This is a genomic window from Rhodovulum sp. P5, assembly GCF_002079305.1.
Lineage (GTDB): Bacteria > Pseudomonadota > Alphaproteobacteria > Rhodobacterales > Rhodobacteraceae > Rhodovulum.
Genome location: NZ_CP015039.1, coordinates 711040 through 731155, shown reverse-complemented (window position 1 = coordinate 731155; position 20116 = coordinate 711040). Strand labels below are relative to the sequence as shown.

The window sequence follows — 20116 nt, the reverse complement described above, 5'->3', positions numbered from 1 at the left end:
TTCTGCATGTCCCATTCCCGTCCGGCACACTGCGCGCTGATCGAACAGGAGTTCCCGGTATGACCGTTCCCGTCCCTTTCCCCCGCTCGATCTGGGCGGAGACTGCCGCAGACCGCACCCCGGCACCGCCGCTCGTCGAAACGATCGAGGCGGATGCAGTTGTGATCGGCGGCGGCTTTACCGGGCTGTCGGCCGCGCTGCATCTGGCGCGCGAAGGCAAGGAGGTGGTCCTGCTGGAAGGGCAGGCTGTCGGTTGGGGCGCCTCTGGACGCAACAACGGGCAGGTCATCCCCACGCTGACCGCGGCCGAGCCCGACGCCTGGGTCGCGCGCTTTGGAGAGACCGGGCGGCGCTTTGCCGAACTGATCGGGGGCAGCGCGTCGCTGTTGTTCGACATCGTCCGGCGCGAGGGGCTGAAGGCCGAGGCAGAGCAGACCGGCTGGTTCCAGCCGGCCCATTCGCCCGGCCGCATCAGGCTGAGCCAGTCGCGGGTGGAGGCATGGCGCCGCTTCGGGTTCGACATGTCCTACAAGGACGCGAAGGAAACCGCGGATCTTCTGGGCACCGATTTCTGGTATGGCGGGATGTTTGCGCCAAGTGGCGGTCACATCAATCCGCTGTCGCTGGCAAGGGAAATGGCGCGCGCCGTGGAAACCCATGGCGGCAAGGTCTTTGAACAAAGCCCCGTCCAGTGGTTCGAACATGACGGAACCGCGTGGGTCGCGGCGACGAAGACCGGCAAGGTGAAGGCGCGCGCGCTGATCCTTGCGACCAATGCCTACACGGGCAAACTGGCCCGTGGGCTGGCACCGCGTCTGGCGCACAGCTTCATCCCGGTCCATTCCTGGCAGATGGCGACGGAGCCACTGGCCGACGATCTGCGCCGCAAGATCCTGCCCGGCCGGCAGGCGGTGTCGGACACCCGGGGCGATCTGCGCTTTTTCCGCTATGACGCGCGCAACCGGCTGGTCACCGGGGCGGCCATCATCGCGGGTGTGAACGACGCCGCCGGGGCAGAGGCGAAGGCCGCCAGGAACCTTGCCGAAGCCTTCCCCGATCTTGGCGTCCCGAAGATGACCCATGTCTGGTCGGGGTATCTGTCGATGAACTGGGACAGGTTCCCGCGCATCCACAGCCTCGGCCCCGACGGCTGGGCCTGGGTCGGGTGCAACGGGCGCGGCGTGGCCCTGGGCACGGCCTTGGGGCGCGAGATGGCGCGGGCCGTGGCGGGCGAAGATCCCCGCGGGCTGGCCCTGCCGGTGACCGAGCCGCAGGTCTTTCCCTATCACGGCGTGCTGACCCGTATCGCGCCCGCCTATCTGGCGTTTCTGCGCCGCAAGGACATGTCCGAACCCGATCTCTGAAGGAGGCGCCATGAAAGACCTGCCCATTCTGGAACGCCGCCGTATCGAGGCGATGATCCTCAAGCATGTGTTCGACGTGATTGTCGAACGCGCCGGCCGGGAGGAGGCCGAGGCGGTGATCGGCGAGACCTGCTCCCGCTCGGCCATCGAGCAGGGCAAGACGCTGGCCGCCGATCTGGACCATGCGCCGACGCTGGAGGATTTCGCTGCGATCATGCCGAACTGGACCAGGGAGGACGCCCTGCAGATCGAGCCCATCGAGATGTCGGCGGAGAAGATGGATTTCAACGTCACCCGCTGCCGCTACGCCGAGATGTATCGCGAGATGGGGCTGGGCGATATCGGTCATCTGCTGTCCTGTAACCGCGATGGCGATTTCTGCATCGGCTACAACCCGGAGATCGAGATGACCCGCACCCAGACCATCATGAAGGGCGCGCGCCACTGCGATTTCCGCTACCGCATGAAGAAGGGCTGACCGATGGCCGTCGAGAATTGGGTGGCGAAGGAGATCGCCGATCTGGTGGAGTTCCGCCATGACCTGCACCGGCATCCCGAACTTCTGTACGAGGTGCATCGAACCGCCGCGAAGGTGGCAGAGGCACTGCGCGCAGCAGGGGTCGACGAGGTCCATGAAGGGGTCGGCCGGACCGGTGTTGTCGGCGTGATCCGCGGTCAGACGAATGCGTCGGGGCGGGTAATCGGCCTGCGCGCAGATATGGACGCGCTGCCCATTGCCGAAACGACGGGGGCGGCGTGGGCCTCGACCGTGCCGGGCAAGATGCATGCCTGCGGGCATGACGGACATACCACGATGCTGCTGGGGGCGGCCCGGCATCTGGCCGAAAGCCGGGCGTTTGATGGCACCGTCATCGTCATCTTTCAGCCCGCCGAAGAGGGCGGCGCCGGTGCCCGCGCGATGATCGAAGACGGGCTTTTCACCCGCTGGCCCTGTGATGAGGTCTACGGGATGCACAACCGCCCCGGCCTGCCCGTGGGCCAGTTCACCATCGCCCCGGGCGCGATCATGGCGTCGGTCGACGAAGTGCGGATCACCATTTCCGGGCGGGGCGGCCATGCCGGGCGGCCGAACACCACGCTCGATCCGCTGCCGGTGGCGGCCGCCGTGATCCAGTCGGTGCAGACGCTGACCGCGCGGACCATCGACCCGATCGATGCGGCGACGGTGTCGCTTTGCACGATCCACGGCGGCAACGCGTTCAACGTGATCCCGCAGCAAATCGAGATTACCGGGACCGTGCGCACCCTGCGCGAAGAGGTGCGCGACCATATCGAGGCGCGACTGACGCAGATGGTCGATGGCATTGCAGCCGGATGCGGGGCCGTCGGCCAAGTGGACTATATCCGCCACTATCCGGTGACGGTGAACCATTCCGCCGAAACGGAGAAGGCCGCGGCAGCCGCCCGCGCGGTTGCCGGTGACGACAAGGTCACAACCGACATGCCGCCGACGCTGGGTGGCGAGGATTTCTCCTTCATGCTCAACGAGGTGCCCGGGGCGCTGATCAATATCGGCAACGGGCCGAGCGCGGGCCTTCACCATCCCGATTACGACTTCAATGATGAGGTCATCGGCTGGGGCTGTTCCTACTGGACCTCACTTGTCCGCCAACGCCTGCCCGCCTGAAGTGGGTCTGGAAGACATGCGGACCTTGGCGACGCAGGACAGGGTATTGAATTGCACCGGCCCTGTCGTTCCGGTGGGGCCGTTGTAGCGGGACGGCAATTTTCGCAGTGTGTGACACCAAAAGTTGCAGCAGAGGCGGATGCCCGTGACCTGTTGTCGGCCAGCGCGTGGATGTCGAGCAGCGCCTGCCCCACATCCGCCGGCGCCGGCCGCCGCCCCGGCCCGGAATGTCAGGCGGCGCGGTGCTCCGATTTCGGTTGATAAGTTCCGATTTCGGAACTATAGTCGAGGCATAGGCAGACGGCATGTGGCCGCGCCTCTCAGGAGAGACACGATGACGAGAAACCCGATCTTCGCAAAAGCCGCCGCCGCCGCCGACCACATGCGCGACATGGGGTATGATGTCAGCATCACCACGCACCCGACGAGCTACGGCAACAGCGCCTACGTCACCGTCTCGATATGCAGCAGCGGCATCAAGGGGCAGCGCGGATTTCGGCTGTCCGACCACGATGTGGGCGACCGCCGGAAGGCGCTCGACGACTGGCCGACGATCATCGACGGCAGCGACGTCACCGTAGCAGACCTGATCGACATCCTGACCGTCGATATAGCGAGACTCGACAGATTGGGCGACGAGGCGCTGGCGCGAGAAGAAGTGCGCGCCGCCAGGCGAGCAGAGGCCGAGGCCAAGGCAGAGGCGGAAAAGGCCGCGCGGCGTGCAGAAGAAGCGGCCCATATCGAGCGGCTGAAGGTCTGGCTGGCCGCCAACTGCCCCGAATATGACAGCCTGAACAAGACCAACAAAACAAAGGTCCGCAAAAGGGCGAACCAAGAACTCTATGGTGAGAAATGAGGGGGAGGGGGAGGCCGTAGCCCCGCCCCTCAATTTGTTGCTCGGTAGAGCTTGTTAACAGCACCCGCAGATGCCGCAACTAGTCTGCTTTTCCAGGCAATGGCGAGACCGTAACGACCGGCCGCGGAAATTTCAAGCGCGCCCCTCAGGAGAGACACGATGACCGACATGCAAACCCTGTACCTCGACGCCCACGGACTGCCATCTGATTGCGACATGGCGAGCAGTCTCGGGATGGCGGCGCTCTCCAACGTACGGTACGAGGCCGCTCATGCATCGTGACGCCCTATACGCCACGCTGGCCCACACTCTGGGACTGTCCTCGCGGGACCTGTCGGAGATCGGGGGGTTTTCAGACCGCTTCGCTCGCGACCTGCTGGCGGGGCGGCGGCCGGTGCCAGCGGATGTGAGGCAGGCGCTGCTCGACATCCAGGACGACATAGACGCGCTGACCGACAGCATCGAGGCTGACGTGAGCGAGGGCGAGGGCGTGATCTGGTTGTACGGCACCACAGCCGACCTGCGCGCCGCGCGGCCTGACATTCCGGGCCGGGGCGCGGCGGCGGGCGGGTTCATCGGGCCGTTCCGGATCGCCGCGCTGACCGCGTGGGATGCGCTGCGAGAGCGCGGCATCGATGTGGATATCCTGTTTTGCGACCCAGACCGCGCCGAATAGTCCGTACCGGCGGGAGGGGCACGGTGCAGCCCGTCCGCCGCGGTCGGGAGCCCTGACCCGCCGCCACCGTGGGAATGTCGGACCAAGACGCCACCGTGGGAATATCTGCCATGCCCGCGACCGGCAACATCACGCCTCCGATCTGAACAACACCACGCGCGTGCCGGGCTTGACGCCTTGGATATCGACGGGCGACATCCCGAAAATGATCCCCGGCGACAATGTGATATCCAGCTCCTCCCCGCTATCACCGACAAGGGTGAGACTGGTGTTCACACCGGCGGCTAAGATCGCGCTGGGGCGCCAGTCGGGCATTACGGGATCGTCTGCGGTCATGATGTGCCAATCGGTCCAAGGCGGTCCTCGTCGATCTATCGTCGCGGTCTTCAGGTCGGCCAGCGCCGACGCGATCTGCGATGTCTGTTCCGCCAGCGCGGCCTCGATCCGCGACGCAACTCCGGCGGCAATCGTGTCGCCCAGAGTGGTCATCAGGTCGCTGAGCGTCGTGTCGGCCGCGGCGCTGCTTGTTTGGGTCATCCCGCAAACCCCCAGCCAATCTCTATACGTTTTGCCCGTAAGGCCGGAGACGCTATGCTGTCGATGCCCGTCTGGGACAGGTGGGTGCCGTCCGACGTGTAGGTTGGGGTGTTTGACGCCCACAGGGAGTAATCACTGTCGAGAGGCGCGTTCGCGTCATCGGTAGCGTCCCCGCCAGACAACCTCAGACCTGGCCAGTCCATTACGTAGTCGGGGGTCGCCGAGGCCAGCGTTGCCGCGTTGATCTGCAACAGTTCACTGTTGAAGCCCGTGACCGTCAGGCCCGTGCTATCTGTCGTTCTGGGCATGCACAGAATTGCCAAAATCTCGCGATCAAGCCCGGCATAGTCGGTTGCATCCATCGATTTGAAAGCCGCCCAGATGCTTTCCTTTTCCGCAATCTCCTGCGTCGGGTTCGCGAGGTTGTTCGTACCGAACATCTCCACCATCGCGTTGGCATATTTCAGCATCGAGAGGTAGAAGTCGCGGTCCCCGTTGATGTCCCCTTCACGCCATGCCGCGGCGGAGCTGCTTGGAACGCCCATATTTATTGCAGGGATCCACGCTGTCGGGGCTGCATCGGTGTTCCACAGGGACCCCTCCATCCAGCCGTAGAGCGTGCCTGCCGCCGTATTGTCTTGCAAACCGCAGCCGAGGCTATCAGCAACGTGGGCCTCTACGCGCGGGATTGCCCCCGCCGGGCGGGCCATGATCTGATGCGGCAGGTGCGCATTTACATACGACATGCCGTCGCCAGCGCTCGCGTTGAAGCCGCCGAACGTCAGGAAGTCGGCCAACGGATAGGCCGCAGTCGACTTGCCTGTGAAGATGTTCGTCGGAATGACGCGATACCGGTACGGGTTGTACTGTCTCGGACACACAGCACCGCTAGTGATCGGCACGTTTGACCCATCGACCGGCTGCCAGCAGTATTTCCGCTCGTAGCGCTCGCTCTCGCTAAACACGAACAGGCCGAAATCTGCCGGGTAGATCGGGTCGGAATGCAGATCGTAGTCCCCGGCATCCATGTACCAATCGGTTTCGCCATCGACTGTGACCTGAACGTAGTCGCCGTTTTCTGCGATCAGGTAGTAGTACAGGATATGGATGCGATCCACGGCTGCCTTCAAGACATTAGGCAGCCCACCGAAATCGTTGTCCATGCGGATGACGATTTCTGACCATGTGCCCGACCCCATTTCTTCCGACCCGCTGCCGTAGCAATGCGTGTTGGTGGCATCGTTTGGGTTCGCCGTAGTTGTAGTCGCGATCCGCCCATGCACCGAGGCGTATAGCAGCGGCGCCGGGGGCGCATCGCTCACATTGATCGCGAAGTCGGCCTGCGCGGTGCCCTCGCTGTTTGTGACAGTCACACTAGCTGAGGTGGCAAGGTCCGCGGAAGGCACGGTGCCGGAAAGCGTCGTGCCCGAGAGCGTCAGCCAGCTTGGCCCGCTGTACGTCCAGTCGCGCAGATTGGTCCCGCCGGCATGCGCGGACAGGTCGATCGATACAGCCTGGCCATAGGCAAATGACTGGTCGGGGATCGCGAGCGTGGGCGCCTCATCCCGCACACCCGACGCTCGGCGCGTGAGGCTATAGTCAGGCGCACCTACGAACCCCAGCGTCTCTCGCACCTCGATAATCTGGCCGCGAGTATACGTCGTGGCCCCGTCCCACGCTGACCAACCCCCGCCGTCGATCTGCATCTCGCGCGTGGGTCCGGTCACGGCGCCGCCATGGGCCGCGGTGTAGCTGCCCCACGTGACCGGACCAGACAGAGCGACGCCGGTGTCCAGCTCCCCCTCGTCAATACTCGGGCCGGTGCCCGTCACCAGCGGCTCCTCACCGCCGCCCGCCGCGAAACGGCCCGCAGAAAACCGGCCGCTCACGACTGCACCAATACCGCAGGCTCGCCCTTTGCGCCGGCCAGCCACAGGCGCTCGCCGGCGCGCAACTGCAGACCTTTTTCTGCGCCCGGGAGCATCGGGGTCGCCAGCGCCGGGGCGACCGCGGGCGGTGTATCGTCCGTGGTCAGGTCCCAACTCAGCCGCGCCCAGGTCGACGGATTGCCGATGTTGATGTCCATGTCGGTCGCGGCAGTGAAGCGGGCACTGGCGGACCAGTCTGCGTCCAGGGTGTACAGAGTGGTGGGCATTTCAGGTCCTTTCAAACGGGGGTTGATGGGGGGTTTTGCGGCTCATACCGGGCGCCTTGCATTGGGTGGCCAAAGGGCGTCGTCTGTCGGGTCGGCGGGCCGTGGGTCGGCCGCCTTGATCGCCCAACTGGCGGCAAAGACGAGCTGCACCCAGGCCTGCCCGAGACGCGCCAGCGCGACCATTTGCGCGGGCGTCAGGCTGTGGGCGACATCCTCGCGATCCATGAATGGAAACGGGGTCTGGTCGGCATCCCCCACGCGGGTCTCTGCCTCGATCCGCAAGCCGAGAATGCCGCGTTGGTCCTGCTCACGGCCCTCCAGAGCGACCCAGCCATAGCCGGGGATGTCGACATCCACGCCGAGCGTAAGGCGCCGTGTCCGTTCGGCATTCACCACGTCGCGGAAAGCGCGATCGTCGGCTGCCGTCGCGGCGGCGACACGTTCATCAGCCGGGGCGGTATCGCGGCGGATCACGGTCACGAGGTCACCTCCAGCGCGATGGTTTCGGACAGCCAGGGCGACGGCAGCGTCAGCCGCACATCGTATCGGCCAGCATCGGCGAGCGTGATCTCGATCGTGCCGCCGGTCTCGGGGATCGTTGCCAGGCGGTTGCCGAATTCGCCGTCGAACACGCGCGCCTCGGCCCCGGTGGGCAGGCCGGTCCATGTCCATGTCGTGTCGACCTGCGCCGGCGCGGACGCGCGCGGCCGGGCGGACCAGTCGGTGCCGGACCACAGGTAGAGATGCGCGTCCGCCAGCGGGACGCCCTCGGCCAGGGCAATGGCGCCGGCGGGCAGTGCGGGCGCATGCCCGGCATAGTCCACCAGCCCGGCTTGATCGACGAAAGCAAATGCAACGGTCATGTCGGAACAACCTCGATCACGGACAGGAAGGCATTGCGGACGACGAGGTTTGCCTCGCCGCTCGGGCGGTCGATGTGCCAGCGGAAATCGACCTCGTCCCACACCCCGAAGACGGCCTGCGCACGGGCAATGGTCCGCCACGGGGCCGAGGTCACCGATGCGGCGTCGGCGTAGGTCTCGGCCATCGACGGCATGGCGCCCCCACCTTCCCAGTCGCCCCAGGTGCCGCCGAGCTTGACCCGTGACTGGATGGACAGGACCGGGGCGTTGGCCGGGTCGATTGTCCCGTCGTAATGGCGCACGTCGATGGCCCCCATCGCGAAGAACAGACGCCCCTCAAGCGATGCCGCCGCGACAGAAGCGTTGAGCGACAGGTAGGTTCCGACAAACGATTCCTCGAAGTCGGTTTCTGCCGCGAGTAGCGTCTCCCACCGATCGGTCAGCGCGCCGACTTCGAGAGACTGGCGGGCGATCAGGCGGTTGAATTCGGCGGTCCCGTCCAGGGCGATCTGCCAGCCGGTCGCGCCGGATACGAAATTCGTCGACTGGATCGCGCTGGCGATCTTGGCGGATGTGATCGCGGCGTCGGCGATGTTGGCGGTCCCGACCTCGATACTGCCAAGATCGGCCGAGATCGCGTCGAGAGAGAGGACGGAGATCTTCTCGGCCGTGACGGCGCCGTCCACGATCAGCCGGTCGTCGGTCGCGGGCCGCGCAAACAGGTTGTAGGCTTCGAACCGGCCGTAGATGTCGCCGCCGGCATCGCGGCCCACGCGCCACCGGATGCGCATATGCGTGGCATCGGACGGGGTCTGCACGATCTCGGTAAAGCGTTGCTCCGACGACAGACCGCCGACGGTGAAGCTGTGGATCGTCTGGAACGACAGGTACGCGTCCGTGGCCGCGCTCGCACTGTCGTAGAAATAGACGTAGACCCGGGCCTCGCCCACGGCGCTGGCCCAATACCGGCCATCGCCACCCACGGCATAGTAGGTGTTGGGCGCGACCGCGAAGGGCGCTGTCCAGGCCGACGCGTATTCGCCCGACGGCGTGCCGCCGATTTCGGCCGTTGGCACGTAGACGTCGATCATCCGGCTGGCGGTTTCATAGCTGCCGGCATCGATGAACTGGGCCGGGCCCGAGATGTACCACAGCCCCTCATCCAGCAGGTTGTTGCCGGGGATCATGTTCCCGAAGTCCGCGATCACCAGCTTCGACATGCTGACGGTGCCGTCGATCAGGATGTCGTCGGCCGAGATCCGGACCACCGAGAACGATTGCTCCGGATCGCTGCTGGCGACGAGGTCCAGCAAGGACACCGCATTGCCGGCCAGCGCCCGGAAACTGACCATCGACGCGGCGTGCCCCTCGATGTCGGACACGGCAGTTTGCAGAACAGACACCTCGGCCCCGACGCTGCTTCCGTTCGGATCTTCGATCTCTGCCTTCAGCGATGTGCCGGCGGAGGCGATGGCTGCATCTGCCGCGGCGGAGGTGTAGTAGTTCTGTGCCAGATCGGCCCCAATACTCGTGCCGGCCGGGTCCTCGATCTCCGCTTTCAGATCGCTTGTTGCGGACGCGATTGCGCCACCAGGCCCGGTGATCGCCGTATTGAGCGCATCGATGGAGGCCGTCATGTCTGACGCGACCGACTGCGCCTCGGAGATGTCCTCGAACACAAGCTCGGCGAACCTGACATTGTGGTCGGTGGCATAGGTATCGCCAAGAGACAGCAGCATTGGTCGCCACTGGATCGTTCCGTCCGGGATCGTCACGACGACATCGAACGCGTTCCAGCCAGCCTGATACGCCTCCGCGACCACGCCTTGAGGCCACTGATCCGTGCCATCCTCGTCCTTGACGTTGAGGCCGACACGCACCTCGTAAGGGCTGAGGCCAGCATAGACCTTGCCGGTGATCCTGATCTTGCGGCCACCAAGGCTCGTGCCCGAACGCGGGTCGCCGTCATAGGTGAGGCGACCGTTGCAGATCATCGCGTTTCCGTAGACGCTCGCATCGTTCGGCGTGAAGATGCTGCTTCCAAGACCGTTCGTGCGCCAGTCGCCCATGAACTCAGCGCCTGCGTCATCCACGAAAGTTCCTGTCGACACCAGATTTGTACCGAGATTGATCCGCGCCGTGAGAGACAGGGCCGACGCGGCCATGGCGCTCGTCAGGTCGGTCGTCGTGATATAGTCCGCCTGGATGTCGGCCACGAGCGCTCCGACGCTTGTGCCGGCCGGATTTTCGATCTCCGCCTTCAGCGCGGTCAGGGATGTGGCAACCGACCCGGACGGGTCCGTCAGCGCGTAGTCGGATGCCGCGACCTGTGCCGTCAGTTCGCCGATATCGGCATAGGTGGATTGCGCCGCGATCTCGGTCGCAACGATACCCACGACCTCTGTCTTGTCTGCTTTCGCAACCTGAAGAGAGGTGATGTCAGCGGAGTTGCCCGCCACAGCGTCGCCGAGCGAGGTGTAGTTCCCAAGCGCGTCCCAGTAGCTCGCGTTCGGCGGCTCGACATTGGTCGACTGCGCCGTGGCAACGTAAAGGACGCCCTGCCAGGTCACCTGCTCGCCGATCTCGTAGGTGGTGGCCGCGTCCCAGTCCTCGATCGCCAGCAGGTCGTCAACCTGCGCCTGCACCGCGTCGATCGCCGCGGTCAGCTCGTCTTTGGCATTGCCGACAGCATAGGCGATGGACCCCGGCGTCGTGTCGTCCGCGGCCACCAGGTCGCGCAGGGCGCCGACCACGCCGACCGCATTGGTCAGCGCGAGATAGTGGTTGTCATAGGCCGCCTGGATCGTCGCCAGAAACGCCGCCTCCACATCGGCGGGCGTAATCTCCATCGCGGTCGCCGCGTAGGCCACGACCTGGCCGGCGGAGGTCCAGGCGCTGACCCGGCCGCGTGCCGAGACGGCCTGCACCTCGACGCTGTAGGTCTCAAGCGCTTCCACCCGGCCCGACACCATCCGCGTCAGCGGCACGGGCTGATCTTCACCGGTGGTCCAGTCGTCGCCGCGGGTGACGTTCTTCCAGCGCATGCGATAGGCCGCCGGCGCCACGCCCGACGGGGCGGGGCGTTCGACCACCACGGCGATGCGCGCGTAATAGGCGCCTCCGGTCACGTAGACCTGGCTGCGTGCATCGGAGTAGACGTCCAGCACCACGGGCGCGTCGGGCACCTGCGCGGCATCGGGCTTCAGCGCCGTCGGCAGGGTGATATGCGGATTGTAAAGCGGGATCGGGCCTGCATCCGCGTCCAGCACTTCCGGCGCCGCGGGCACGGCCGTGATCCTTGCGGTCTCGTCCGGCGCGGGCTGCACGCTGCTGACCAGCAGTTTCATGGTTTCGGTCGCGGTATCCTCGACAAGAACGAGATCGCCCACGGCCAGTGCGCTCGCCTCCACGTCACCCGAGACATACGCCCAGTCCTGCCCCGCGCCGCTGGCGGTGAACGCGATGACGGCACCGCCATTGGCGGGGCGCACGGTGATCCGGTGATTGCCCGAAACCCCGAAATCCTCGTCCAGCCGCAGCCCGGTCAGTGCCGGCCCGTCGGCGTCGACGCTCAGGATGCGCGCGGCGCCCACGCCCACCAGCGGCACGTCGTGCACGAAAAGCACCGGATCGCCACGCTGCACCCGCAGGCACTCCCAGTCGCACTGCCACGTGAACCGCTCCGGCCGCAGGATCGCCTGGGCGATATGATAGCGGGCCAGCCGCCACGGATTGCCCTCGTCCGTGTCCTCGGCGGTCAGCACGACAGCCGGCAGTTCCAGCGTCTCGAACCGCGTGGCCGTCGCCGCGCTGTGGCCGGGGGCATAGACGATCAGTTCGTCCATCTGCCAGCCGGCCGGTTCCGACATCACCTGCACGCGCCAGGCGTGGATCTCCTGCGGAAAGGCGATCTCGCCCTGGAAGCCCCATGAATTGCGCGGCGTGAAGACGATGCGTGCCTCGTCGGCGGCGCGGTCCCGGATGATGGAGTATTTCAGGTCGGCCAGCGACCGCTTGGCGCGCCCGGCCGCGGCAATGATGTCGAGCACGTCGGCCAGCCGCAGGTCGGTATCGACCACGTAGTCGCAGGTCCATCCCGGCTCGTCATCCGCCCACGCCTTGAAGGCGGCCAGATCGATCTTGCCGTCCGGCACCGCGACATCGAGATGGTTGCCGCGGATCGCGTCCAGATACACCCAGGCCGGGTGGCGCACCGTCTGCAAGCTCGCCGACCAGGCCGAGCCATCCCAGACCGGCGCCAGCTGGTGGACGAGGCAGTTCAGCGTGTCGATATTGCCGCTCAACTGGTCCGTTGCGCGGATCCGCACGGCGATCTCGGCGATGCCGTCATGGCTGGGCAGTTCCTCGCCGTCGCGATCCTGCCAGGACAGGATGCTTTCCAGCGTCACCGTGTCGGAGTGGAAATCCGAGCCGCCGCCAATCGTGATCTTGTTCGACACCGACAGGCGGATGTCGAACTGCCCCCGCGCGGCAAAGGCGATTTCCTCGGTCAGCACGAACGGATCCCGGGTCTTGCGGAGTTCGTTCCATTGCCGATGCAGCGTCCAGTTCGTGTCGCCGGTCGCGCGATAGTCCACCTGCAGCGTGACCTGCCGCTGCTCGACGTCGCCGTCGTCGTCATCCGCGATCAGGCCCTGCGGGAAGCCGATCATCACCACCGCACGCGTGCAGTCCGTGGCCGTCGTGCGCGTGACGCTGTCGTCTTCGGCCACTTCGACGTTGTAGTAGGTCTGCACCATGTCGCGCGGGTAGAGCGTCATCTGCTCGGTCCCGGTGCGCCATGCGCCGATCTGCCCGGCCAGATCGGCATCCAGCGCCGTCGTGACCGTCTGGTCGACGTTCAGCAGCTCGATCTCGACGTCTTCAAAACTGGTGATGGGGGTTTCCCCGATCCGCAGATCGGAAATCGCCAGCGGCCCGTAGCCCAGGCAGAAGCGCCCGTGATAGACCGCCTCCCGTTCGCCGTCCATCGTGGTGTAGCCCGCCGCCGAGAGCGGGGGGTAAAGCCGGTGCCGGCCCAGCACCTTGGGCACCACGTCGTAGACCGTCGCGCGGTTCTGGGCGCCGGTGATCGTGTAAAGCGGCGATACCTCTCGCGACGCGGCCGAGGGTGTCTTCGCCGGCGGGATCAGCGCATTGATGGCCAGCCCGGCCAGCACCGACACGCCGGCGGCCACCATCGTTGCCGCGAATGTGCCCGCCGCCAGCCCGAAGACCGAGGTGGCAACCCAGCCGCTCATCGCCGCGATCAGCGGGCCCACCGCCGGACCGGACAGGCGATAGCGCACCTCGACGATCACACCCGGCGCGGGGCGGCAGCGGGCCCACATCTCGGGCACGACCTCGCTGACCTCGACCCCGCGGCCCAGTGTCACGAACGGCCGGCCCAGCTCGGGCCGCAGGTCGAGCCCGGCGACGATCGCGGCCACGGTCTGCCCGGCGGGCTGGTGCACGGTCTCCATCTCCGCCGACAGCGGGTGGCGCTGCACGAGGATGCAAAGATCAGAGGGCACGATAGCAGCCCTCCAGCTTCGGCAGCCAGAGCGAGGACGACCAGCGCTCGATGGTGGAGGCGCCGAATTGGCCGTCGGTGTGGAGCATGTCGCGCGTGTCGAGCGCGTAGCCCACATGCAGCACCCGCCCGCGATGCCGGAACAGCAGGGCATCGCCCTCGGCCACCGCGGCGGCCTCGACCCGGCGCCACTGGGGGCGCAAGCCATCGACCACGTCGTGACGCACGGCGCCCGGGATGGAGCATCCGGGGTCGGGCAGGAGGCGCCCCATCCGCACGCGCTGGAGCGCGAGGAACAGGCCCAGGCAGTCATAGGCCTCCGGCCCGCGCGCACCCTCGGCATAGGGCAGGCCCACCCAGTCCCCGATCATGAGAACAACCCCGGAAACAGCCCCGGCGTGAAGGCATGCCGGGCAAAGCGCCGCTCCAGCAGCGGCTCCACCGTCATCGCCCCCGAAATCGTCAGCGCATCGTATTGCACGCCGCCGATCTGCGCCGCGATCTCGGCCTCGACCGTATCGGGCTGGCTGGCGAGCACCCATGTCAGGGTCACGTCGATCACGCCCGAGGTCGCGCGCAGCTGCGCCAGCACATCGCGCTGCACATTGTCGAGCTGCCAGGACACTTGCGGGATAGCCTCGTCATCGTCATCGGGCAGCGCCACGCGAAAGGCCGCTGGCGTGTAGATCTGGCCGAGATGGGTCACATCTTGGTCGGTGTTGTTCGCCAGCCGAAGCGGTGCGGCCCAGTCGCCATGGGACAGCGAGGCCAGCACCACCAGCACCGCGCCCGTCTCCTGCGCGTGGATTGCGGCCAGCGCCGCGTTCGAGAGGGGGCGGCTCATGACGGCAGCACCTCCAGTTCGGCCGCGACGCGGAACACGCCGGGATCGGGCTGCGTCACCCGGTAGCCGCCGACAAAGCGGAAGGTCTTGACCGTCTCATCCGCAGGGTCGGTGGCGGTGAAGGACAGCGCGCCGGTCTGCAGCGTGGTGTCAAAGAACGTCTCGAAGCTGGCAAGCTCGGCCGCGGTCAGCGACGGGATCGCCCCGCTCCAGCGTTTCGGCGCGGCCGTCGTGCGCCGCCGCTGCTTGGCCGGCCCGGTCTCCATATCGGTCCGGAGCACGGCGTTCTCCGGCCCGGTGCGCTGCCAGCCGTCCCGTGCGACGAAGAAGGGAATGGAAGGCCAGACTGCCATCTACCCCCCCTGTGCCCGCGGACGCATGCCGAAGCGGGCGCTCATCGCCTTGTCGGCCCCGCCCGACCGCAGAACGTCCGTCACCGCCTGGCGAATGTCGAGATCGATCCGCCCGCCGGACTGGCGCACGGACACCTCTGCGCCGGCGTAGTTGTTGACATGCACCTCCATGCGCGGGGCGGCCGATTGCAGGGCATGGTTGGGCGTGACATAGCCGGACTGGCCCATGGTCAGCAGCTCGGGGCCGTTCTCGCCGACCCAATAGGTCGACCCCGCCGACACCGGGCCGCCGCCGGCGCGCCCCGGAAACAGCTGGGTGATCGACCCGGCGCTGCCGGCGCTTGCCGCGCTGCCGCCGGAAAACTGGCCGATCAACGCCTCGACGCCCCAGTTGATGCCCGAGCGGACCAGCGTTTGCGCGACGCTGCGCAACACGTCGTCCAGCGTCTGCGTCTGGAAGATCAGGCCGGTGATGGCCGAGCTGATCTCCTGCGCCATGTCCACGCCCGCCGCGCCGGCCTCCGCATACCGATCCGCCAGGCTGCCCAGGACCTGCTCGGCCTCAAGATCGCTCAGATAGCCGGCCTCGCGCAGCCGGTTCACCTCGGCCAGGCTGTCGGCATAGCGGTCGGCCGCGGTCTTCGCCTGCTCCAGCAGCCGCTCCGCCGCGCGGGCATCGGCCGTCGCCGTGCTGCCGCCACCGCCCGCGCGGCTGATGCTTGTCCGGGTGCCTGTGCCAGACGCCCAGGAGTTCACACGTTGCGCCTCTGCTTGGACCCTGGCAAATTCCGCCTTCACCGGGTCATAGCGCGGGTCTCGGGGGTCGAAGACCACCGGATCTTCCGCGCCCCCTAAACCGTTTTGCGCGAGCCTTGCCGCGAGCGCGGCGCTGATACCGAGTTGTTCGGCGAGCCGCGCGGCGGACTGTGCTGCCGGATCGAAGGTGATTGATGCTGAGGCGTCGGCAACCTGCTTGGCAAGCTCACGGGCGGCCTCCGTTTCCCGTGCGAATTCGATCATTTCTGACAGTGCTGACTGCAGTTCAGGCGGGATGTCCTTCAGGGACACGCCCTGCGCCTCAAGATAGGCGAGGATCGCCGACAGTGCGGCCTGCTGTTCATCAAAGCTGCCGGACATTTGGGATGAAACGGCCTGTAAGACGTCTTGGAACTCCCGGGCCTTCATTGTGCTTAGCCCGAAATCGCTCGCGATCGCCGCGACCGCAGTCTGCTTGGTGCGCCCCTTCGTCACCACAAGCGTGTAGCGGTCAATCACATCGTCGAGGATGGCCACCTGGTCGCGCAGGCGCCGCTCGGCCTGGGCGGCGGCGATCTCCGCCTGGGCCAGCGCGAAGGCGCGCACTGTTTCGGCCGCGGCGCCGTATTTCGCGCGCAACTCGTCGACACTCATTGCCAGCACATCGAGCGGGGCCTGCAACATCTCGGTGGTTGCCGCGACATGATCCATCGCCTCGTCGAAATCGCGCACGGCGTCGCGCCCGCCGATCAGCGCCGGGATCAGCACCGCCCCCATCGCCGCCGCGCCACCGGCCAGGACCAGCGGCATGCTGCCGAACCCCGCCAGGATATCGGGGATCTGTGTGGTGACCGCGGTCATCCAGCGCCCGGTCACGGCGCCGGACTGTGCGATCTGGTTCAGCTGAAAGGGCAGCATGCGCAGGCCTTGCTGGGCGTTGCTCGCGCTGACCCCCAGCGCGCCGATGGCCCGGCTGGCCGCGCCGGCGCCGGTGCCCATGCGGGCCTGCGCCCCGGCCGTCTGGACGGCCGCGCGGTTCAGGCCGGCGACCTTGCGTTCGGTCGTGCCGGCGGCGCCGGTCATCTTCTTCAACCCGGCCTCGACCTCGCGGGTGGCGCCGCGGATGGCCGAGGCATCGGCCTCGACGACGAGGGCGGCGCGCATCTCGGCGCTCATGTCGCCTCCGGTCGCAGCACGGCGCGCTCGATGATCTGCAGGCCGTCCAGCAGGCGCGCATCGGGCACGATGCCCCGCCAGCGCGCGACGACCTCGACCTGCACAAGGTCAAGACCGACGCGGTGCATCCCGCCCAGGCCCGCCACCCAGATCCAGCACCGCACGGTGGCCAGCGCCAGTTCGATCAGCGGGCGCTCCGACGCGGGCAGGCGCAGCGGTGCGGGCGCGTCGTCCTGTTGCATGGCCCGGGCCATCCGCGTGGCCGCGTCACGATCTGCACCGGTCTGTGCCATCACGTCCTCGATCAGGTCCTCGCAGGGGGCCGCGCGGCCATAGATCAGCCGCGCGGCCTGTCTCAGTTTTTTTCGCGTATCCCGAGGATGGCTTCCGAGAGCGCCGCATCGATCGCCAGGCGGATCGGCCGTTGCTTCAGCAGGCGGGCGCGGGTGTCCTCGGAAAACGGCAGCGGCGTGCCGGCCGGGGTCTCGATCCCGGTCCAGCCGATCCAGTATTGCGCCAGCCGGTCGCGCGATCGCGCGATCAGAGCCCGGATGTCGGTCGGGGCCGGCGGGGCCGCGTTGTCCTCTGCCGCCTTGTCGTCCGGGTCCTTGTCGGGCTCGAAGATCTGCAGCTCGTCCGCGGGCAGGCGGAAGCGCGCGGTGAACTCCCGGATTTCCTCGCCGCCGCCGGTCGGATAGGCGACCTTCACCGGCCAGTCGAAACAGTAGTCTTCCTCGAACACGAACATGCGCGGCGCCCCTCAGCTGAACCGGATTTCAATCTCGTCATCGCCGCTGTCCGGCTCGAAGACGAGATCGAGCGAGATGCCGAGATCGCCGTCGATCTCCTGCTCGCCCGAGAACTTGATCTGTGTGCGCGGCGCGGTGACCGTCAGGATCGACCCGGCCGTCTGCCCCAGCGTGAAGATCAGCGGCTGGATCGTGCCGTCGTGGATTTCGCCCAGCAGGTCCTTTGTTCCCACCGCCGGCCATTTCAGGGCGATGGCCCCGGTGAAGCGGCGCGGCCCCAGCGTGATCTCGTCCGGGCCCATGTACTTGTTGACCTGCACCGCGCGCCCGTCGGTGAAGCTGAAGCTGCGCACCGGCAGCGCGATGCCCCCCAGCGTGAAGGCGAAGACGTTTTCCGGCACGCAGTCGAGCGCGCGCGGCCAGCCCGCAAAGGCGTGCGTCTCGGCCGCGTGGGCGACCGGGGCGGCATAGCGCCCGCGACGGCTGAAGCTGAAGACCGGCTTGGCCCCGGCCTCGGCGGTGAAGCCGACGGAGCCGCGCACGCCGGCGACCGTCTGCATCAGGGCGCCATTGCGCATCTGCAACGTGCAGGACGGCAGCGCCGTGTCCACAGGCGCCGGGGTATAGGTGACATCCGTGTCTGCGGTCACGGCCTCCACCCAGCCGCCCGACCGCAGCAGATGCCCGAAGGCGGGCGCCACGCCGGCCGTTCCGGAGGGCGCGGCCTCGACCTGGTAGTCGATGCCGGCATGCACGTTGCGCCGGTCCTCGGCCTGCGCTCCCTCCCGGCCGGTCAGGAAACCGGGGTCCTGGTAGTCGGCTTCGAGGTTGCGCATCGTGACGTCGAGGCCGAGCACGGCATCGGTGGCGGCGGTAACCTCGGGGGAGCCGGGTACGGTCTCGATCTTTTCGCGGATCAGGCGCTGTTGCCAGGTGGCCATCGGGTCCTCACGTGATCTGGATGCGCCGGTCGAAGCGCAGGGTGAAATCGTCTTGCCAGAAGAGCGCGCCGCGATCGTCGATGCCCGATTGCAGCGCGCCGCGGGCGAACCGGAAGGCCTGCCCGCCGGTCTCCGGCGCATATGTCGTCAACGCGCCCAGCAGCGCCGCGCGCAGCGGGGTCAGCGCCCCGGCCGCCGTGGCCCCGCTGGCATCGGCGATGTCGCGCACCGCAAGGATCACGCCGATCCGGGCCGTCACGGCCTGGTCGATCGTGTCAGGCCCGGCATAGCGCGGATCGCCGGCCTGTTCGCCCAGCAGGATCACGAAGGCCGAGGGGAAGAGCAGCGACCGGGCATTCACCCGGCCCAGATCGGCCGCCAGCCCCGCAAAGCGCAGCGCCGGCACATGGGCCTGCAGACGGTCGCGCACCAGGGCGGGGTCCAGGACGTTCATCGCGCGCGGCCCTCTTCAAGTACGGCACCGAACCAGGCCGCGGTCAGGCCCTCGATGTCTGCCCGCTCGTCATCGGAAATCCCCAGATAGGGGCGGGCCGGAATTGTGACCGACCCGACCACGGCCGTCTCGCCATTGGCGAGCGTGAAGCGCAGGCCGCGGGCGGTCTTCGCGCGGATCGTGCCGCCGGTCTGGTGGATCCCGGCATAAATGATGTTCGACCCCACGCGCACGCTTTGCGGGCCGGGCTGTTCCGTGATCGACCGCATCAGCTGACCGCTGTCATGCAGCGTCAGCCCGCCCTCCAGCTGTGCGCGCAGGCTTTGCGGCCAGGGCACGCCGCCCGGGGTGACATTGGTCTGGCCGATCCGCTCTTGCGCACCGGCGACCAGCACCGCGCCGACCTGGTCCATCAGCTCGGTCATGTCGCGGCTCGCCGCCTCCAGCCGGTCGAGATCGGCCCGGGCGGCGACATCGTCGAGCGTGACGGTAAGCGTGACCATCTCAGAACCCCGTCAGGCTGTCGCGGGTGAGCAGGCGGTCGGGCCCGTCGGTCATGGCCACGCCGGGCGAGGCGGGTTCTTCCGATCCGGCCGTATCGTCGCCGAGCGCCACCTCGCCCTTGTGGATTTTCCGCAGGATATCCAGCGCGCCGTCACGCAGCTGGCGCATCGCCGTGCTGTCATGGCCGAGATTGGCGTAGAGGCGGTGCATGGCCAGGTCGCGGCAGATGACGGTCAACACATGGGGCGGATCGGCGAGCGGCAGGTCCACGCGCTTGGCGATCCATGTGTTGATCTCGGCCGCGGCATCGTCCAGCGCCTGCGCCAGGCGTGTATCGGACGGCTGGTCGGTGCCGTCGAAATCGGTCAGCAGTTGCAGGTCCTGCCCCGGGATCACGGCCTTCAGGTCATCGACGCTTGCATAGGCCATGGCCTCAGCCCTCGGACGCTGCCGGCGCCGGCGCCTCGGTCACGCGAAAGAAGGGATCGGCCTCCAGCCGCGCACGGTCGAGGGGGGTGAGATCGGCCGGGGCGAGATGCGTCTCGCCCTCGTCCCAGCGCCGACCGGCGCGGCGGATGCCGCCGGGGCGCAGGCAGGTGACCGTCAGCCGCGCCGCGGGGGCCGTGACCTCTGTCGTTTCTGTCGTCGTCTTCTTGCGCGCGGCCATGCCGGCCCTCCTCGTAATCGGGTTGCGACCGGGGCGGGCG

The 20116-nt window shown here is 67.3% G+C and carries 23 protein-coding genes; 6 read left to right on the top strand and 17 right to left on the bottom strand.

Features of this window, described 5'->3' with window-relative positions:
• The first annotated feature begins 59 nt into the window (after nt 1-59).
• The 6 genes from RGUI_RS03675 (at nt 60) to RGUI_RS03655 (ending at nt 4544) form a co-directional block, all read left to right on the top strand.
• On the top strand, nt 60-1364 hold the full coding sequence (locus RGUI_RS03675) for an FAD-binding oxidoreductase (RefSeq protein WP_081531808.1): 1305 nt from the start codon (nt 60-62) through the stop codon (nt 1362-1364).
• Between the two features lie 10 nt (nt 1365-1374).
• Nucleotides 1375-1842, top strand: a complete 468-nt coding sequence (locus tag RGUI_RS03670) for an L-2-amino-thiazoline-4-carboxylic acid hydrolase (protein WP_081531807.1) — start codon at nt 1375-1377, stop codon at nt 1840-1842.
• Between the two features lie 3 nt (nt 1843-1845).
• Nucleotides 1846-3012, top strand: a complete 1167-nt coding sequence (locus RGUI_RS03665) for a M20 aminoacylase family protein (RefSeq protein WP_081531806.1) — start codon at nt 1846-1848, stop codon at nt 3010-3012.
• 334 nt (nt 3013-3346) lie between these two features.
• The gene (locus RGUI_RS03660; protein WP_081531805.1) at nt 3347-3868 is read left to right on the top strand and encodes a hypothetical protein; all 522 of its coding nucleotides are present in this window, start codon (nt 3347-3349) and stop codon (nt 3866-3868) included.
• Between the two features lie 159 nt (nt 3869-4027).
• Nucleotides 4028-4150 (top strand): hypothetical protein, encoded by a 123-nt coding sequence (locus RGUI_RS22325; RefSeq protein WP_256387860.1) that lies wholly within the window; start codon nt 4028-4030, stop codon nt 4148-4150.
• Nucleotides 4140-4544: a hypothetical protein gene (locus tag RGUI_RS03655; protein ID WP_081531804.1), complete on the top strand. Its 405-nt coding sequence runs from the start codon at nt 4140-4142 to the stop codon at nt 4542-4544. Before RGUI_RS22325 ends, RGUI_RS03655 begins: the two co-directional genes overlap by 11 nt.
• Nucleotides 4545-4673: 129 nt before the next feature.
• Here RGUI_RS03655 and RGUI_RS03650 read toward each other — a convergent pair whose 3' ends face one another.
• The 17 genes from RGUI_RS03650 to RGUI_RS03570 all read right to left on the bottom strand — a co-directional run bounded on the left by RGUI_RS03650 (nt 4674) and on the right by RGUI_RS03570 (nt 20076).
• Nucleotides 4674-5081: a hypothetical protein gene (locus tag RGUI_RS03650; RefSeq protein WP_081531803.1), complete on the bottom strand. Its 408-nt coding sequence runs from the start codon at nt 5079-5081 to the stop codon at nt 4674-4676.
• Complete coding sequence (locus tag RGUI_RS03645) at nt 5078-6970, bottom strand: Ig domain-containing protein (protein ID WP_081531802.1); 1893 nt, start codon at nt 6968-6970, stop codon at nt 5078-5080. Before RGUI_RS03645 ends, RGUI_RS03650 begins: the two co-directional genes overlap by 4 nt.
• Nucleotides 6967-7236, bottom strand: a complete 270-nt coding sequence (locus tag RGUI_RS03640) for a hypothetical protein (RefSeq protein WP_081531801.1) — start codon at nt 7234-7236, stop codon at nt 6967-6969. The genes RGUI_RS03645 and RGUI_RS03640 overlap by 4 nt, the downstream gene beginning before the upstream one ends.
• Before the next feature lie 42 nt (nt 7237-7278).
• Entirely contained in the window at nt 7279-7716 is a 438-nt protein-coding gene (locus RGUI_RS03635) for a hypothetical protein (protein WP_081531800.1), read from the bottom strand.
• Nucleotides 7713-8099, bottom strand: coding sequence for a hypothetical protein (locus tag RGUI_RS03630; protein ID WP_081531799.1), 387 nt, complete (start codon nt 8097-8099; stop codon nt 7713-7715). Before RGUI_RS03630 ends, RGUI_RS03635 begins: the two co-directional genes overlap by 4 nt.
• Nucleotides 8096-13633 carry a hypothetical protein gene (locus tag RGUI_RS03625; RefSeq protein ID WP_081531798.1) on the bottom strand — a complete coding sequence of 1846 codons (5538 nt, stop codon included), beginning with the start codon at nt 13631-13633 and terminating at the stop codon, nt 8096-8098. The genes RGUI_RS03630 and RGUI_RS03625 overlap by 4 nt, the downstream gene beginning before the upstream one ends.
• Nucleotides 13623-14003, bottom strand: coding sequence for an NlpC/P60 family protein (locus RGUI_RS03620; RefSeq protein WP_081531797.1), 381 nt, complete (start codon nt 14001-14003; stop codon nt 13623-13625). Before RGUI_RS03620 ends, RGUI_RS03625 begins: the two co-directional genes overlap by 11 nt.
• Nucleotides 14000-14476 (bottom strand): DUF1833 family protein, encoded by a 477-nt coding sequence (locus RGUI_RS03615; RefSeq protein ID WP_081531796.1) that lies wholly within the window; start codon nt 14474-14476, stop codon nt 14000-14002. The genes RGUI_RS03620 and RGUI_RS03615 overlap by 4 nt, the downstream gene beginning before the upstream one ends.
• Entirely contained in the window at nt 14473-14829 is a 357-nt protein-coding gene (locus tag RGUI_RS03610) for a hypothetical protein (protein ID WP_081531795.1), read from the bottom strand. The genes RGUI_RS03615 and RGUI_RS03610 overlap by 4 nt, the downstream gene beginning before the upstream one ends.
• On the bottom strand, nt 14830-16761 hold the full coding sequence (locus RGUI_RS03605) for a hypothetical protein (protein ID WP_081531794.1): 1932 nt from the start codon (nt 16759-16761) through the stop codon (nt 14830-14832).
• A complete protein-coding gene (locus RGUI_RS03600; RefSeq protein WP_081531793.1) occupies nt 16758-17054 on the bottom strand; it encodes a hypothetical protein in 297 nt (98 codons plus the stop codon). The genes RGUI_RS03605 and RGUI_RS03600 overlap by 4 nt, the downstream gene beginning before the upstream one ends.
• 62 nt (nt 17055-17116) lie before the next feature.
• Nucleotides 17117-17509: a hypothetical protein gene (locus RGUI_RS03595; RefSeq protein ID WP_081531792.1), complete on the bottom strand. Its 393-nt coding sequence runs from the start codon at nt 17507-17509 to the stop codon at nt 17117-17119.
• Nucleotides 17510-17521: 12 nt separating this feature from the next.
• A complete protein-coding gene (locus RGUI_RS03590) occupies nt 17522-18451 on the bottom strand; it encodes a phage tail tube protein (protein ID WP_081531791.1) in 930 nt (309 codons plus the stop codon).
• A gap of 7 nt (nt 18452-18458) precedes the next feature.
• Nucleotides 18459-18905, bottom strand: a complete 447-nt coding sequence (locus RGUI_RS03585; protein ID WP_081531790.1) for a hypothetical protein — start codon at nt 18903-18905, stop codon at nt 18459-18461.
• Nucleotides 18902-19408 (bottom strand): phage virion morphogenesis protein, encoded by a 507-nt coding sequence (locus tag RGUI_RS03580; protein WP_081531789.1) that lies wholly within the window; start codon nt 19406-19408, stop codon nt 18902-18904. The genes RGUI_RS03585 and RGUI_RS03580 overlap by 4 nt, the downstream gene beginning before the upstream one ends.
• A 1-nt stretch (nt 19409) precedes the next feature.
• A complete protein-coding gene (locus tag RGUI_RS03575; protein ID WP_081531788.1) occupies nt 19410-19838 on the bottom strand; it encodes a gp436 family protein in 429 nt (142 codons plus the stop codon).
• A gap of 4 nt (nt 19839-19842) precedes the next feature.
• Nucleotides 19843-20076: a hypothetical protein gene (locus RGUI_RS03570; protein WP_081531787.1), complete on the bottom strand. Its 234-nt coding sequence runs from the start codon at nt 20074-20076 to the stop codon at nt 19843-19845.
• Nucleotides 20077-20116: the final 40 nt, after the last annotated feature.

What these genes read in the sequence shown, in the direction of transcription:
- RGUI_RS03675 (WP_081531808.1), top strand. Translation starts at nt 60, where the DNA reads ATGACCGTTCCCGTCCCTTTCCCCCGCTCGATCTGGGCGGAGACTGCC.
- RGUI_RS03670 (WP_081531807.1), top strand. Translation starts at nt 1,375, where the DNA reads ATGAAAGACCTGCCCATTCTGGAACGCCGCCGTATCGAGGCGATGATC.
- RGUI_RS03665 (WP_081531806.1), top strand. Translation starts at nt 1,846, where the DNA reads ATGGCCGTCGAGAATTGGGTGGCGAAGGAGATCGCCGATCTGGTGGAG.
- RGUI_RS03660 (WP_081531805.1), top strand. Translation starts at nt 3,347, where the DNA reads ATGACGAGAAACCCGATCTTCGCAAAAGCCGCCGCCGCCGCCGACCAC.
- RGUI_RS22325 (WP_256387860.1), top strand. Translation starts at nt 4,028, where the DNA reads ATGACCGACATGCAAACCCTGTACCTCGACGCCCACGGACTGCCATCT.
- RGUI_RS03655 (WP_081531804.1), top strand. Translation starts at nt 4,140, where the DNA reads ATGCATCGTGACGCCCTATACGCCACGCTGGCCCACACTCTGGGACTG.
- RGUI_RS03650 (WP_081531803.1), bottom strand. Translation starts at nt 5,081, where the DNA reads ATGACCCAAACAAGCAGCGCCGCGGCCGACACGACGCTCAGCGACCTG.
- RGUI_RS03640 (WP_081531801.1), bottom strand. Translation starts at nt 7,236, where the DNA reads ATGCCCACCACTCTGTACACCCTGGACGCAGACTGGTCCGCCAGTGCC.
- RGUI_RS03630 (WP_081531799.1), bottom strand. Translation starts at nt 8,099, where the DNA reads ATGACCGTTGCATTTGCTTTCGTCGATCAAGCCGGGCTGGTGGACTAT.
- RGUI_RS03620 (WP_081531797.1), bottom strand. Translation starts at nt 14,003, where the DNA reads ATGATCGGGGACTGGGTGGGCCTGCCCTATGCCGAGGGTGCGCGCGGG.
- RGUI_RS03615 (WP_081531796.1), bottom strand. Translation starts at nt 14,476, where the DNA reads ATGAGCCGCCCCCTCTCGAACGCGGCGCTGGCCGCAATCCACGCGCAG.
- RGUI_RS03610 (WP_081531795.1), bottom strand. Translation starts at nt 14,829, where the DNA reads ATGGCAGTCTGGCCTTCCATTCCCTTCTTCGTCGCACGGGACGGCTGG.
- RGUI_RS03605 (WP_081531794.1), bottom strand. Translation starts at nt 16,761, where the DNA reads ATGAGCGCCGAGATGCGCGCCGCCCTCGTCGTCGAGGCCGATGCCTCG.
- RGUI_RS03600 (WP_081531793.1), bottom strand. Translation starts at nt 17,054, where the DNA reads ATGGCACAGACCGGTGCAGATCGTGACGCGGCCACGCGGATGGCCCGG.
- RGUI_RS03595 (WP_081531792.1), bottom strand. Translation starts at nt 17,509, where the DNA reads ATGTTCGTGTTCGAGGAAGACTACTGTTTCGACTGGCCGGTGAAGGTC.
- RGUI_RS03590 (WP_081531791.1), bottom strand. Translation starts at nt 18,451, where the DNA reads ATGGCCACCTGGCAACAGCGCCTGATCCGCGAAAAGATCGAGACCGTA.
- RGUI_RS03585 (WP_081531790.1), bottom strand. Translation starts at nt 18,905, where the DNA reads ATGAACGTCCTGGACCCCGCCCTGGTGCGCGACCGTCTGCAGGCCCAT.
- RGUI_RS03580 (WP_081531789.1), bottom strand. Translation starts at nt 19,408, where the DNA reads ATGGTCACGCTTACCGTCACGCTCGACGATGTCGCCGCCCGGGCCGAT.
- RGUI_RS03575 (WP_081531788.1), bottom strand. Translation starts at nt 19,838, where the DNA reads ATGGCCTATGCAAGCGTCGATGACCTGAAGGCCGTGATCCCGGGGCAG.
- RGUI_RS03570 (WP_081531787.1), bottom strand. Translation starts at nt 20,076, where the DNA reads ATGGCCGCGCGCAAGAAGACGACGACAGAAACGACAGAGGTCACGGCC.